Source organism: Acinetobacter zhairuonensis, from assembly GCF_022601715.1.
In the GTDB taxonomy this organism is placed as follows: domain Bacteria; phylum Pseudomonadota; class Gammaproteobacteria; order Pseudomonadales; family Moraxellaceae; genus Acinetobacter.
This window is the reverse complement of the sequence record NZ_JAKVIM010000007.1, coordinates 75111-88765: the sequence shown is the minus strand read 5'-3', so window position 1 is coordinate 88765 and position 13655 is coordinate 75111. Positions and strand designations below refer to the sequence as shown.

At 41.9% G+C, this 13655-nt stretch carries 13 protein-coding genes; 6 read left to right on the top strand and 7 right to left on the bottom strand.

Annotation, left to right across the window (positions count from 1 at the left end; genetic code table 11):
* Positions 1–268 precede the first annotated feature (268 nt).
* Positions 269–1678 (top strand): FAD-binding oxidoreductase, encoded by a 1410-nt coding sequence (locus tag MKI85_RS07445; protein WP_241626430.1) that lies wholly within the window; start codon positions 269–271, stop codon positions 1676–1678.
* 177 nt (positions 1679–1855) lie between these two features.
* Positions 1856–2227, top strand: coding sequence for a hypothetical protein (locus MKI85_RS07440; RefSeq protein ID WP_241626428.1), 372 nt, complete (start codon positions 1856–1858; stop codon positions 2225–2227).
* Positions 2228–2307: 80 nt separating this feature from the next.
* On the opposite strand, the gene MKI85_RS07435 is transcribed toward MKI85_RS07440, so the two are convergent.
* Positions 2308–2880 carry a PAS domain-containing protein gene (locus MKI85_RS07435; RefSeq protein WP_241626426.1) on the bottom strand — a complete coding sequence of 191 codons (573 nt, stop codon included), beginning with the start codon at positions 2878–2880 and terminating at the stop codon, positions 2308–2310.
* Between the two features lie 440 nt (positions 2881–3320).
* Here MKI85_RS07435 and MKI85_RS07430 point away from each other — a divergent pair, with 440 nt between their 5' ends.
* The gene (locus MKI85_RS07430) at positions 3321–4658 is read left to right on the top strand and encodes an MFS transporter (protein WP_241626424.1); all 1338 of its coding nucleotides are present in this window, start codon (positions 3321–3323) and stop codon (positions 4656–4658) included.
* 278 nt (positions 4659–4936) lie between these two features.
* Positions 4937–6166, top strand: coding sequence for a chloramphenicol efflux MFS transporter CraA (gene craA / locus MKI85_RS07425; RefSeq protein ID WP_241626422.1), 1230 nt, complete (start codon positions 4937–4939; stop codon positions 6164–6166).
* A gap of 76 nt (positions 6167–6242) precedes the next feature.
* Here the strand turns inward: craA and MKI85_RS07420 are convergent, their stop codons facing one another.
* The 5 genes from MKI85_RS07420 to MKI85_RS07400 all read right to left on the bottom strand — a co-directional run bounded on the left by MKI85_RS07420 (position 6243) and on the right by MKI85_RS07400 (position 11666).
* Positions 6243–6527, bottom strand: coding sequence for a DUF3817 domain-containing protein (locus MKI85_RS07420; protein ID WP_241626420.1), 285 nt, complete (start codon positions 6525–6527; stop codon positions 6243–6245).
* A 164-nt stretch (positions 6528–6691) separates the two neighbouring features.
* Positions 6692–8830, bottom strand: a complete 2139-nt coding sequence (gene yccS / locus MKI85_RS07415; protein WP_413351580.1) for a YccS family putative transporter — start codon at positions 8828–8830, stop codon at positions 6692–6694.
* A 249-nt stretch (positions 8831–9079) separates the two neighbouring features.
* The gene (sodC, locus tag MKI85_RS07410) at positions 9080–9628 is read right to left on the bottom strand and encodes a superoxide dismutase [Cu-Zn] SodC (protein ID WP_281070025.1); all 549 of its coding nucleotides are present in this window, start codon (positions 9626–9628) and stop codon (positions 9080–9082) included.
* 145 nt (positions 9629–9773) lie between these two features.
* Positions 9774–10904: an AI-2E family transporter gene (locus MKI85_RS07405; protein ID WP_241626418.1), complete on the bottom strand. Its 1131-nt coding sequence runs from the start codon at positions 10902–10904 to the stop codon at positions 9774–9776.
* Positions 10905–11021: 117 nt separating this feature from the next.
* Positions 11022–11666, bottom strand: coding sequence for a ParA family protein (locus tag MKI85_RS07400; RefSeq protein WP_241626416.1), 645 nt, complete (start codon positions 11664–11666; stop codon positions 11022–11024).
* A gap of 111 nt (positions 11667–11777) precedes the next feature.
* Here MKI85_RS07400 and MKI85_RS07395 point away from each other — a divergent pair, with 111 nt between their 5' ends.
* Entirely contained in the window at positions 11778–12248 is a 471-nt protein-coding gene (locus MKI85_RS07395; protein WP_241626414.1) for a Holliday junction resolvase-like protein, read from the top strand.
* 44 nt (positions 12249–12292) lie between these two features.
* Here the strand turns inward: MKI85_RS07395 and MKI85_RS07390 are convergent, their stop codons facing one another.
* The gene (locus tag MKI85_RS07390) at positions 12293–12916 is read right to left on the bottom strand and encodes a class I SAM-dependent methyltransferase (RefSeq protein WP_241626412.1); all 624 of its coding nucleotides are present in this window, start codon (positions 12914–12916) and stop codon (positions 12293–12295) included.
* A 190-nt stretch (positions 12917–13106) separates the two neighbouring features.
* On the opposite strand from MKI85_RS07390, the gene MKI85_RS07385 reads away from it, so the two are divergent.
* Complete coding sequence (locus MKI85_RS07385; protein ID WP_413351741.1) at positions 13107–13628, top strand: hypothetical protein; 522 nt, start codon at positions 13107–13109, stop codon at positions 13626–13628.
* The last annotated feature ends 27 nt before the right edge of the window (positions 13629–13655 follow it).

Here is a 13655-nt window from a genome sequence, read left to right as displayed (position 1 = left end):
CAGGTATTTTGGTGAAATATGCGTCACAACTTGTCGTGAGTGGTCTAATTAAACCTGTAATTTACAAGGTAACCTTGTTAAAACGCGATTTTCTGCGGGTTTTGGCTAAAAATGGCTTATAATAATGTTCCGTGAAAAAATACGGTGCAGATGGACTGTCCGTTACTTCACGTGCTGTCTAGTTATTGTTCCTTTGTTACGCAGTTTCAGCTGAATAATGCATTAGATTCGACACCACTTGTTTACTTCATTGCAAGGTCTGAAAACGATGAATGCTCCAGTCGCTTTAACCCCAGAGTTGTTGACCCAATTGACCGAAATTGTTGGCGAAAACCGTATTAAAACGGATACCGATAGCCTGCAAAATTGGGGTCGGGATTATACCAAACACTTTGATCCAAACCCATCTGTGATCGTTTTCCCTGCAACGACTGAACAAGTTCAAGCGATTGTTAAGCTTGCGAATCAATTTAATGTTGCTGTGACGCCATCGGGTGGTCGTACTGGTTTATCTGCGGGTGCTGTGGCAGCCAATGGTGAAATTGTGGTGAGCATGGACAAAATGAACCAGATTCTGGAATTTTTTCCTGCCGACCGCATGGTGCGCGTACAAGCGGGCGTCGTGACTGAACAATTACAGAGTTATGCTGAAGAACAAGGCATGTACTATCCAGTAGATTTTGCTTCTGCGGGTTCTTCACAAATTGGTGGCAATATTGGCACCAATGCGGGCGGCATTAAAGTGATTAAGTACGGCATGACCCGTAACTGGGTGTTGGGCTTAACTGTAGTGACAGGGAAAGGCGACATCTTACGTTTAAACAAAGGCATGATTAAAAATGCCACGGGGTATGCACTACAGCATTTATTTATTGGTGGCGAAGGTACTTTAGGCTTAGTGACTGAGGCTGAAATTAAATTAGAGCGTCAACCGCAAGACCTACAAGTGATGGTGTTGGGTGTCCCTGATTTTGATGCGGTGATGCCTGTTCTACATGCCTTCCAAGCCAAAATTGACTTAACTGCATTTGAATTCTTTGGTGAATTGGCAATGCAGAAAGTGCTGGATCATGGTCTAGTGCAACGTCCATTTGAAACACAATGTCCATTCTACGTGTTACTTGAATTTGAAGCGCCGTTTGAGCCAATTATGGACAAGGCAATGGAAATTTTTGAACACTGCATGGAGCAGGGGTGGGTGCTGGATGGCGTATTGAGCCAAAGCCTTGAGCAAGTGGAAAGCTTATGGCGTTTGCGTGAAGATATTTCTGAATCTATCGCGCCTTTTACCCCATACAAAAATGACATTTCAGTTTTGATTACGCATGTACCTGCATTTATTCAAGAAATTGATGCAATTGTGGCAAGTAACTATCCTGACTTTGAAATTTGCTGGTTTGGTCATATTGGTGACGGTAACTTGCACTTAAACATTTTGAAACCTGAGAATTTAAGCAAAGATGAATTCTTTGCCAAATGTCAGGTGGTAAATAAATACGTGTTTGAAACCGTGAAAAAATATGATGGTTCAATCTCTGCCGAACATGGTGTAGGGATGACCAAAAAGCCATATTTGGAATATTCACGTAGTGCTGAAGAAATTGAATACATGAAAGCCTTGAAAAAAGTCTTCGATCCAAATGGCATTATGAACCCAGGTAAATTATTCGATTTATAAGTTCACTTCGAATGAAATACTTAACACCGTAATGGCAACATTGCGGTGTTTTTTATTGTATTAATAAAAAAGATAAAAAATTCAACCCAGAAAAACAATCGCTACATTGTTGCCATAGAGTTATGTGCTCAAGCATTGCATCATTACGGGTGTAATGATAACTATGGGGAATTTGTCATGTTGCGTTTAGCTGCGGTTTCAGCCTTGTGTTTGGGGTTATTGGCAGGCTGTGCCACCACTCAGAATTTAGTCAATAAAGTTAGCAGTTCAGACACACCTTTAGCGCAAGTATTAAAACAGCGCCCAGATTTGGTCAAAGAATTATCAACTGTTGAAATTCGTCAATTTTTTAACAGTGTAGAAGCGCCAACGGCTGCACAAGTGAAAGTGACGGAAACCGGCTTAATGGATGATTCGGTTCGTTCAATTCGTACTATTTATAGTTTTAAGCATATGGATAATGGCTGGAAATTGGTTGAAACCGAAAAATCGTACCAATGTATGCGTGGTAAAAATACCAAGACTTTCCAGACCAAACCGTGTCCTTAATTTAGTCGGCACGAATTAGATGGATCAAAGGCGTATTCAATTACGCCTTTTTCATAATTGAAGCACTAGAATGCACAGAACTATTCAAGATGCGTCAGGCTATTTTGAATAATAATTTTAGAACTCAGTTCTTGTTTGGAATGTACACCGAGTTTTTTCATTAAATTAGCTTTATGGACTTCTACAGTGCGATGGGAGAGCGACAGCTTCCTTGCTATTTCTTTGCAAGTTAATCCATTCACAATCAGTTGGGTAATCTCGGATTCACGTTTAGTCAGCTTCTGCTGGGTAATTAGCGGATGTTGTTCTTTACGCTCAAAGTGCCAAACCATTAATTTAAAGGGATCTTCAGGGGTGAGTGTGCGCCCATGCGTATGTGTCCAGAAAATTTCCCCATTCTTGTGTTGCATAAAACGTTGATCGGAATAATACAGGCTATTTTTTTGCAACAGACTTTGTAAGGCATCATTCCCGACTTTTTCATAGTCTTCAATGCTTGGAAAAATTTTAATAATGGAATGATTTATCAATTCTTCACGCTCATAGCCAAACATCAGTGCAAAGGCACTATTCATTTCGACCATATGCCGATTACTGAGTACAACAATAGGGGCTGGGCTAAAGTCAAAAGCCAATTTATTATAATTCATCATATTAAGTATCCGTACTTAGTATAATAAGTAATATAGCCACATCCCTAGAATAAGCAATTGTAAAAAAGTACGCATTTTAATTTTTCTGATTGTCTAATTTATAATTTTATATCCCGCTGTCCTTGATATATAAACTCAGGTTTTAGAACATTTTTTAACTTTTTATTTTATAAGATATTGTAATTAAATAAATTAATTTAAAACAAAAAACTACTTAAGTAATTAAGTAGGTTGACTCAGTAAAAAAGCTAGACCACATTAGAAAAATATAGTGAAGAGCGAATCGAGGAGTTTGGTTTCCTTCAATATTATCGATCAAATGATTAAATAGAACCAAAGCAATAAGAAAGTAAATCCAATCACATTATTTAAAAGTAATCAGAAACGGTTCTTCAACTGTGATGCAAGGATAACAATACTTAGAAATGGAAGAGGTGCATATGGAACAGCGACAAGGATCAGATTCGCAAGCTAAAAAGTCTTCGCATCGGCTGGCTGGTATTTCAAGCATGGTCGGAACTACAATTGAATGGTATGACTTTTTTATTTATGGTGCAGCAGCTGCACTGATTTTCAATAAACTTTTTTTCCCAAATCTTGATCCTTTGACGGGAGTATTGGCTGCTTTTGCCACCTACGCCGTTGGATTTATTGGTCGACCATTAGGCGGTATTGTTTTTGGGCATTTTGGCGACAAGATTGGTCGTAAAGCCATGCTCTTAACCACCTTGATTATGATGGGGATTCCCACCGTATTAATTGGTTTGTTGCCGACTTATGAAAGTATTGGATATTGGGCAACGTTCTTTCTGGTCGTCCTCCGTTTTATTCAAGGGATGGCAATGGGCGGAGAGTGGGGCGGTGCGGTACTGATGGCAGTTGAGCATGCACCTGAAGGCGGAAAAGGCTTTTGGGGCAGCTTACCTCAGGCAAGCGCAGGAGGAGGCTTACTCTTGGCTTCACTTGCTTTAGGCGCAGTGTCTTTATTGCCGGAGGCGACGCTTTTTAGTTGGGGCTGGCGTTTACCTTTCCTAGCCAGCATTTTGCTCCTTGGCGTGGGTTGGTATATTCGCGTGAAAGTGCCCGAATCCCCTGATTTTGAAAAGGTCAAAGAACAGGCACAAGAAATTAAAGTGCCAGCAATGCAAGTCTTTAAAAATCATCCTCGTGAACTCCTGACGATTATTTTTGCACGTGCTGCTGAGAATGCTTGGTTTTATATTGCCTCTACTTTTGCCTTGGCGTATACCACCACCAAACTAGGAATTCCTCGCCAGGATATTCTATTTGCAACGATCTGTGGTGCGGGCTTAATTATGGTGATGACGCCTTTATGTGGACATCTTTCTGATAAAGTCGGGCAACGGAACATGTTTATGTTTGGACTGATTTTGCTGGCATTATATTGCTATCCATTTTTCACTATGCTGGATACTAAAGATCCCGTACTGGTTTGGACTGCAATTGTATTGGCGATTGGGGTGGTATTTCCGATTATGTATGCGCCACAAGCTCAATTATTTGCACGACAATTCCCTGCTGAGATTCGTTATAGCGGTATTTCGATTTCAGTCCAGTTTGCGGGTGTACTGGGAGGTGGTTTAGCCCCACTCATTGCCACTAAATTGTTGAGTATTGGCGATGGCAGCCCACATTTAATTATCGGCTATATTGCGGGCATGGCAGTCTTTGCAATTATCTGTTCTTTATTTATGAAGCCAGATCATCCGCATCGGAAAAAAGATACGCTCAAAATCAAAACAGAAATCTCTGCTTAGCGATACCAATAAAAATTACAATTCCCAATCGATAAACTGCTAAACTACACCCACTTGACCTAGTGGGTGTACTAGCTTGAGTGATAAAAATCTCACAATTGAAATTGCTTAAAATGTCTTAGACACCTTGTGAATACGGTGTATTAAGCCGCTAAACCTTAGCGCATTCAAAAAAACGTAATTTAAATAAATCTCTCAGTGCTGGTCATTGGGCTGACGCTTATCTCCCGAAAAATAGCGTAAGACCTCGACCAGACCATCATGATCTGTAGAAAATAATGCAAAAAGTTCAAACGACCACGTTGAACCGCGCTACGCTGATGTTTCCTTTAGCCTTGGTGCTGTTCGAGTTTTCCGTCTATATCGGAAATGATTTAGTCCAACCCGCCATGCTGGCCATCACCAAAGAATTTGGGGTTAGCAGCAGTTGGGCACCTTCTTCCATGTCTTTTTATTTGCTGGGTGGTGCCTGTGTGGCATGGCTGTTGGGTCCATTGTCAGATCGATTGGGGCGTAAAAAAGTCCTGCTCACAGGCGTACTGTTTTTTAGTGTCTGCTGCTTACTAATTTTACTCACTCACAATATCGAGCAATTCCTTGCGCTGCGCTTTTTACAAGGCATTGGATTAACCGTGATTTCAGCCGTAGGTTATGCTGCTATTCAGGAAACGTTTGAAGAGCGGGATGCCATTAAAGTCATGGCGCTGATGGCCAATATTTCCTTGTTGGCACCTTTGCTGGGACCTGTTTTAGGCGCATTTCTGATTGACCACGTGTCATGGCATTGGGGCTTTATCGGCATCGCAGTGTTGGCATTTCTGAGTTGGTTTGGTTTAAAAGCGAAAATGCCAGCCACCCAAGCGACCGTGGTGAAACAGCCAGTACGCTATATTTTTGCAGACTTTAAACGGGTCTATCAAAATAAGCGTTTTCTTGGATTAACCTTGGCATTGCCGATGGTCAGTATGCCTTTGATGTTATGGATTGCACTTTCACCTGTGATGCTGGTAGAAGAATTAAAACTCACCAGCTTGCAATACGGTCTGGCGCAATTTCCTGTGCTGGGTGGTCTGATTGCGGGCAATTTGGTGCTGATAAAAATCATTGACCGACTGGCTTTGGGTAAAACGGTGATGATTGGTTTGCCAATTATGCTGTTGGGTACGCTGCTGATTTTGGCGGGGATCTTTTGGCGAGATTATTTCCTCATCTGCTTAATTATAGGAATGACTTTAATTAGCTTTGGCGAGGGGATTAGCTTTTCGGTGCTATACCGTTTTGCATTGATGTCTTCTGAAGTATCGAAAGGGACTGTGGCTGCCGCCGTGTCGATGCTGCTGATGTTCAGTTTCTTTTTTATCATCGAAGGGGTACGTATGCTGTACCAACAATACCATTTGATGGCTTATGGTTTGGCTTGTTTTATTTTGATTGCACTGTGGTTTAGTTTTCCACGACGCATGTTGCAGCAGGTCTTGCTGGAACGTAAAGTCAAAGGTGAGTTTTAACTCGGAATGAAAACTCTGCTCAAACAGGCATATAGATGCCTGTTTGACGGTTTTTTTTCGGCAATCGTGGCATCACTTAAGATTCAAATTTCTTGAGTTTATGATCAAACACAAAAGGTCCAAACGGCAGAATTGAAGCAATAAAACCGAGAATAAACATTTTAATTGACCATTTTTGTTTTTCGCAGACAGCAAATAATACAACTAAAAATAGAATGAACAGGATGCCGTGTCCCATACCCACGTACTTCACCAAAATTGGATTGCCCCAAATGTATTTCAATGGCATGGCAATAAACAGGAGCAGCAGGAAAGATAAGCCTTCCAGAAAACCAACAACACGCAAGGTTTTAATAGTCATATTCAAAACAATAAAATTGAGAATGAATCTCGATTCTAGCGGAAACGGGTGAATCTTTATACATAAAAAATTAGCAGATGGGTGAAACTTTAAATCTAGAATATTGTCACAACTTAAAAGCACTCATGCACTTCAATTTGACCCGTTCTTTCCCGTATTCAGATTTATTTAATGTCTAATGCCAATAGGCGTTGTTTCAGGCTTAACAGTTCAGGCAAGGTTTCTAGTAACAGACTCATTTGTTTCAGTATCAATTGCCAATCTTCAGGCAATTCAGGATCGTTGCTCATGCCTTGAAGTTCATCCAGTTTGTGTTGGATCTGTGCTTGATCTAATGCTTGTTGCAGGATCAGGCTATGATTCAACGTCTGTAAACACCAGTGCATGAGCTCTAGAATTTGCGGATCTTGAAGCTGTTTCCGATGACTGCCCAAAGCCGAAATATAACTGAGTTGGCTATGACTATAGACCAAATAGCGGAAGGCATGCTGAATCAGTTCAGCGATCGGTTGTGGTTCGGTACTGAGACTAGAAATCATGCTGGACAGTTCAATTTGTGCGTTATGTGCCAAGCGCCGTGCCTTACGGTATGCAATGCTATTATCTTTACCATGTTGATACTGTTCTACAATCACGCTGAAATAATCCAAGGTGGCTTGACTGCTATTTTGGATGTTTTTGGAGATATTACGGAAATTCCAGTCTGGCCAAATGGTACTGACTGCAAACCATGCAATAAAACAGCCGAGCAGGGTATCAATAATGCGTGGCAAAATAATTTCATAGCCTGCACCTTTCAGGTTAAAAATCAGCAGTACCATCAAGGTCGCCATCAGGGTGGCGATGGCGTATTTTTGCGAGCGTAGATAGAAAAATGCCACGCCACATAAAATGGTGAGAATCAGTTGCCCTTCAATACTGGGTACAAAATACAGCAGTGGTACGCCTAAAATTACACCCAGCAGTGTACCTAAAGTACGCAGTTTTAAACGACTTTTAGTGGCGAAGTAACTGATTTGGCAGACAAATAAACTGGTTAATAATATCCAGTAGCCATTTTTGGCAAAGGGTAATAAGGAAAAGGCATAACCGACTGCAAAGACAAAGGCAATACGTACTGCATGTCTAAACAATGCCGATTGCGGTGTTAAATGTTGACGTAGCTTTAGCCATAAGTCCTGTAGGTCCTGAATGTCATCATCTAACAGGTCTAAATTGTCTTGATGTGCAGAATAGTGCTGCTGGTATTGGTCTTGCTCGATTGCTAGATTGGCAAATTGCTCTTGGACATTGCGTAAATTTCTCAGCACCAAGCCCAAGTTTTTCACTTCAATATTATGCGGATTGTCCTGAATCCAGCTGTGCATGGAGGACTCTAAATGTGCCAAAGCTGAGGCATGAGAAGGATCTAGCTGAAAAGTCTGTTGCTGTAAGATCGAGTTTGCCAATTGTTGACAGGAGTTGGCTTGCAAGCGAATATTTTTTTGAATCCGAAAGATTAAATCGGTACGGCTAAAGTTGCGATGAATATTTTCATAATGCAAATAATTGGAAGTCGCCTGCTCATGAATGTCTTGTGCCAGAAAGTACAGATTCAGCCAGTAAATGGTTTTTTGATTGGCACGTGAGGCTTTTAAACGGGTGAGGAGTGAGGCTTTGCAATGATTTAAGCGTTGCACCACTTGCGCATTTTGCAAGGAAACCTCAAACAGCAGACTTTCAACATTATCAATATTATCGGGGTCAAATAACCGTGCTTTTGCCTGTAATAAGGTGGCGAGTTGCTGAAAACTTTGCGCTAAATTGTCCTGAACAGCCTGTGTAGGTTTGAGCAAGTAAAACAGAATGGAGCTGAGCCCATACCAGATTGCCCCCAAAACAAAATAATAAGGCTGCTGATACCACGCTTGATATTCACCCAGTCCAAACATGGTGTAAATGGAGAGCAAGATAGTGCCAAAAGAAATGGCGGCATAACGTTGCCCGAGTGCACCCAATAAAATCAGCAAGGCACTGGATAAAGATAAATAAAGAATAAACAGCAGTTTATAAGGGGCTAAAAATTCGAGAATGCTGCTGACACTAAAAAATAAAATACAGACATAGAGCAGATTGCGTAGCCGAATACTGAGTCGATCATCAAAATCTGTGAGGGCTGCGGCAATGGCACCCAAAGTGACAGGGACAATTAAGAGTTGATGTCCTGTGTAGAACAAACCTAGCGTGGTTCCTGTCAAAACAATCAGAATTTGCAGGCAATACACCAAAATCGAATTGGAGAAAAACTGACGTACAGGATTCACAATATTATTCTTTATCGGTTGTTTTGCTTTTCAGTTAGCCTGAACTTTTTTAGCCTAACTGTCAATTCCTGATGAATGATGGCGTCCAACTGAAAGCGATTTTCTAGTTGGACATGGAAACTTTACGGCAGTTTTTTTGTTGAGATGTGTGTAAATTCGGCAAAATTGTGGATAAGTTTCGGTTTATCAACATCGCTCAAGTGCTGAGCTTTGGCTTGTGTATAACCCCTAACTTATCCACAGTTGGAGTTAAATCACACCGCAGGCAATACGATCTCCACCACCACCCAGAGGTTTTGGTTGATCGGAATAATTGTCTCCACCCGCATGAATCATCATGGCATGTCCTTGGATGTCTGCCAGTTTCAAGCGTGGTGCAATCAGTTTCAGTTGTGATTGCCCCGCAGAGTTGACATGCAATACCGGTAAATCCCCCAGATGTCCTGTCATTGGTGTGCCGTGGTGAGCAACTTGGGTTGGATTGTAATGTCCACCAGCAGCTAAAGCAGCCACCATTTTTCCATCTTTTTCAGCAGGTTCACAGGAGCCTTTTTCATGAATATGGAACCCGTGGGGTCCAGCAGGCAGACGACTTAAATTGGTTTGAATGATTAAACCCACAGGGCTGTCTTGCAAGGTCACTGTACCCAATGAAGTTCCAATTCCATCTGCCGAAACTGCATTGAGTTGCACAGTTTTCATATTGGCAGCGGGTTGGGTCGGGGTGGTACTACATCCAACCATCAGTAATGATGCACAGGCAGCCAATACCCCAGTTTTGAACAAAGAAGTTTTCATTTACTGTCCTTATCATGTCTTATTTGCAAATGATTCCTATTTAATCAGACATTGGTCGGCTTTAGGGTATGGATTGCGTAGAGGATTGTATGAATTTCATCAATAAAAAAGCCAGTTGGCATACAACTGGCTTTCAGATAAGTTTTTATTTAGGTGGGTCTTTTGGGGAATCAAAGTCGTCATCGAGATCATAGGCCAGTGTGGCTTTTGGCATGATTAAACCTTCATCGTCATGGGTTTCATGTAACCATTCACGCCAAATCGCCAATAACACCGCCAGAATGACAGGGCCAATAAACAGCCCGACTAGACCAAAGCTGGCAATACCACCGAGAACTCCGAACATAATCAGCAGGAATGGAATTTGAGTTGCGCCTGATATGACCAAAGGACGGATGACGTTGTCTGCGGTACTGACAATACAGACGCCCCACGCCATGATACCAATGGCTTCAATGGTTTGACCTTGGGCAAAAAGCCACAGGGCAACCGAGGTATACGCCACAGGAGGGCCAAAGGGAATGAGTGCCAGCAAGAAGGTGATAATGGTCAGCACCATAGGATTCGGCACACCGGCAACAAAATAGCTCAAACCTGCCAAGAATGATTGTGCAACCGCAGTTAAACCGACACCGTATACCACAGCACGTGTGGTTTCTGAAATGGTGTCGATGTAGTGGTGTACGCGAGGACCAATTACCATTTCCAGTGCTTTACTGACCTGCGTTAAAATGGTGTGTCCATCACGATAGAAGAAGAATAAGGACATCACAGCAAAACACAGCTTAATAATATTTTTACTGATTTCGTTCAGGAGTACTTTGCCGTAATTCAGATGCCCTTGAATCCAGTTGGAAATATTCTGAATAATGCTGTTGGGATCTTGATTTAAATCTTTTAGGGTACGGGTAATTTCTTTACCGATGACAGGTAGGTCACGGATAAATTGCGGGACATTAAAATGACCAGAAAAGACCTGTTTTTGTAGTTCGTAATACAGATTACGCCCTTCATGTTGCAAAATGAAAATTGCAAAAGTCAGTGGCACACCAACTACTAAAATAATGATGAGAATCATGAGGGTGGCGCTCAGTGTAGAGCGTTGACCACAGGCACGGAAAATAGCTTGGTACAACGGCCAAGTCATATAGGCAATAATACTGGCCCACAGTACTGGCACAATAAAGTATTTAAGTACATGAAAGCCCAAAAACATCAGGATAAAAAATAATCCAAATAGTAAGACTTTCTGTATAGTCGGCGCGTATTGTTGCACTATTTTCACTGATTCAATTTAAAGGTCAGACTCATCTTAACCGAAAACAGCACACTCGAAAATGAGTGCTCGGTAAGTTTCACATAATCTCGAAGTGGTCGCGGTACTACTAAAAAATCAGAACCACTCACTTGGATCATCAATAATGGCGTTTAATACAGGCTGCCATTGATTTTGCAGGGTAATATAGTTTTTTTGCGGTTTATCAAACACCGATAGACCCTGCATTGCCAGCTGACCATACGCCGTGCGTTCAGAAATCCATGCCACAGGTTGTTGTTCAATTTTAGTGAAAAAATCCTGAATTTCTTTAGAACCTGATGTGTTGGCTTTTACTCGGTTCGCCAGCAGTAAAATTTGTACTTTGCCCTTACGAATGCGCTTAATGTCCTGTAAATGTTTCAGGAAGCGACGGGTACTGTCGATATCGAAAAACGATGGCTGTAAAGGGGTGATAATCGCGTGAGCTTCGCTGATCAGCTGCTCTGCTTGCTCATCGGATAATGCTCCCGGTGCATCAATCACCAAATACTCAATATTTTTCGGGCTTTCACCGACGGATTTGTCCTGTCGCCAATCCAGACTTTGAATATTGGCAGCGGTTTCAGGGCGCTGTTTTAGCCATTGGCGTGCCGATTTCTGATTATCTGCATCGGCAAGTGCAACTTTATAGCCTTTTTGAGCTAATGCTGCGGCAAGACTAATAGCTGTGATAGTTTTCCCACAACCCCCTTTCTGATTGGCAATTAATATTGTTTTCATGACCCTAATGATTTAATTCTGTTCAGTCCTAGCATATCATTCTTTTGTGCCAAGACTAGGGCACAGAACAAAAGTTGTAAGGCAAAATTTACTTGAAATTAGGATGAATGCATGTCGATTTGGATGGCGATGCTGATTGGGGCATGTATTGGTGTGGTACTGACGACATTAATTTTAAGTCAAACCCGTAATGGCAAAATTAAAGCCGAATATGAGCGCTATATAGCAGAGCTGCAACTGGAACATCAGCAGGCATTGGGTCAGGCGCAAAAGCGCAGTGTGAATACCAGTCGCGCCGTATTAAAAGGCAAAATGGCAGAGCAATTTGCCCCGATTCTGCCTGAATTTCAGTATTTACCCAGTGATGCCAAATTTTTAGGCGATCCTGTCGATTATGTGGTGTTCGATGGTTATACCGATTTACGCGATGGACAGGGTAAAGCCGAGGATGTCGAGATTGTGCTGATTGATATTAAAAGTGGCGGTGCTCGGCTCACCAAAGGTCAGCAGGCAATTGCACAAGCCATTCAGCAAGGACGGATTCGTTTTGAAACCATCCGCATCGATTTTGAAGATGTGTAAATGCTGAAAATCGGAGAGCGTTGATCTCAAAAGGGATAATGGATTTATTTCTTTTGTACACGTGCCAATAACATTTGTTGCCCAATTTTCGGAATGCCTTCAGCATAAAAATAATCATATTGGCTGAGTTGGAAACCTGCTTTGCTTAACGCCAGTTCAATGTTCCGATTTAAGCGACAGCCATCTGCTAAACACCTTTGTATAGGCGTAATCAGATGTTGCAGTTGGCGAACTTTTTTATTCTCGGTATTTAAAACGTGCTCCACCACGTGCAAGGTTCCATTTGGTTTTAAGACACGTTTGATTTCTTTTAAGACGTGATCAAGTCTCTGCACACTACACAAGGTCCACGTACTGACCACATGATCGATTGAATGATCGGCAAGGGGAATACGTTCTGCACTGGCGTGCAAATGCTGTAGCGCTATATTGCTGGCAAAGATGCGATTTGCTGCCAATTTAAAAATGTCTTGATTCGGCTCCAGTGCATACAGGCGGGCAACATTTTGATAAAACGGCAAATTGATGCCTGTACCAAAACCTATTTCCAGCACTTCACCTGCGACGGGAAGTAAGAGTTCTCTGCGTTTATCCATCAAACTCGCAGTTTGCATCACCTGATTCAGCAGGTGTGGAAAAACTTGTTGTTGATAAAACTGATAGAGCATTGCGCTATACGTCCATTTTAAACAGTCGCTGAGGAGGTTTGCCGTGACCAAACTCCTCTATATTGTTACCAATTCTGCAAATTTTAAGCTTGGGTTCAGGCGTATGATTGACACTAGAACAGGTTTAAAAGCATTGCAAGAGGTAGCCATGAACATTCGACTCATTGTGCTTTCATTATTGGGTTTGAGCATGTTGAGCACAGGCTCAATGGCATCTTCTATTGAATATAATATTGCCAAAGGTTTGGCACCGATTGCCAAAGAGCAATCGATTTCTGTGTTGCAGCCTTTTAAAGGCGATTTCCGAATTTTGGGATCTAAAACTTATACGGATGATGAACAAGCCAAGTTTTCACCGATTGACTATGCGGTGAGTTGGGGCTTGTTTGCAGAACCTGAAATTGCGCGGCATATCTCGGTCAATCAGTATGATCGTTATCTGAATTGGAAAATGGATAAGGTACCAGTGCCGACTGAGCAAGCCATGCAAATGGTCTCAAATATGCACATTATTCCTGCCAATCCACAGATTGCACAGCAAATTCAAAAAGTAAAACGCGGTGATTTGGTGCGTTTGCAAGGGGAATTAGTTGAAATTAAAGACAAAGACTTGGTTTGGCGCTCATCATTAACCCCGACCGATACTGGGGATGGTGCATGTGAGCTATTTCGCGTGAAATCAATTGTCTGGATTGAAAAAGTCAAAGGCTAATAAGAAAGCCGAGCACTGCTCAGTCTG

What these genes read in the sequence shown, in the direction of transcription:
- MKI85_RS07435 (WP_241626426.1), bottom strand. Translation starts at nt 2,880, where the DNA reads ATGATGAATTATAATAAATTGGCTTTTGACTTTAGCCCAGCCCCTATT.
- MKI85_RS07395 (WP_241626414.1), top strand. Translation starts at nt 11,778, where the DNA reads ATGTCGATTTGGATGGCGATGCTGATTGGGGCATGTATTGGTGTGGTA.
- MKI85_RS07385 (WP_413351741.1), top strand. Translation starts at nt 13,107, where the DNA reads ATGTTGAGCACAGGCTCAATGGCATCTTCTATTGAATATAATATTGCC.
- craA (WP_241626422.1), top strand. Translation starts at nt 4,937, where the DNA reads ATGCAAAAAGTTCAAACGACCACGTTGAACCGCGCTACGCTGATGTTT.
- sodC (WP_281070025.1), bottom strand. Translation starts at nt 9,628, where the DNA reads ATGAAAACTTCTTTGTTCAAAACTGGGGTATTGGCTGCCTGTGCATCA.
- MKI85_RS07430 (WP_241626424.1), top strand. Translation starts at nt 3,321, where the DNA reads ATGGAACAGCGACAAGGATCAGATTCGCAAGCTAAAAAGTCTTCGCAT.
- MKI85_RS07390 (WP_241626412.1), bottom strand. Translation starts at nt 12,916, where the DNA reads ATGCTCTATCAGTTTTATCAACAACAAGTTTTTCCACACCTGCTGAAT.
- MKI85_RS07440 (WP_241626428.1), top strand. Translation starts at nt 1,856, where the DNA reads ATGTTGCGTTTAGCTGCGGTTTCAGCCTTGTGTTTGGGGTTATTGGCA.
- MKI85_RS07420 (WP_241626420.1), bottom strand. Translation starts at nt 6,527, where the DNA reads ATGACTATTAAAACCTTGCGTGTTGTTGGTTTTCTGGAAGGCTTATCT.
- MKI85_RS07445 (WP_241626430.1), top strand. Translation starts at nt 269, where the DNA reads ATGAATGCTCCAGTCGCTTTAACCCCAGAGTTGTTGACCCAATTGACC.
- MKI85_RS07400 (WP_241626416.1), bottom strand. Translation starts at nt 11,666, where the DNA reads ATGAAAACAATATTAATTGCCAATCAGAAAGGGGGTTGTGGGAAAACT.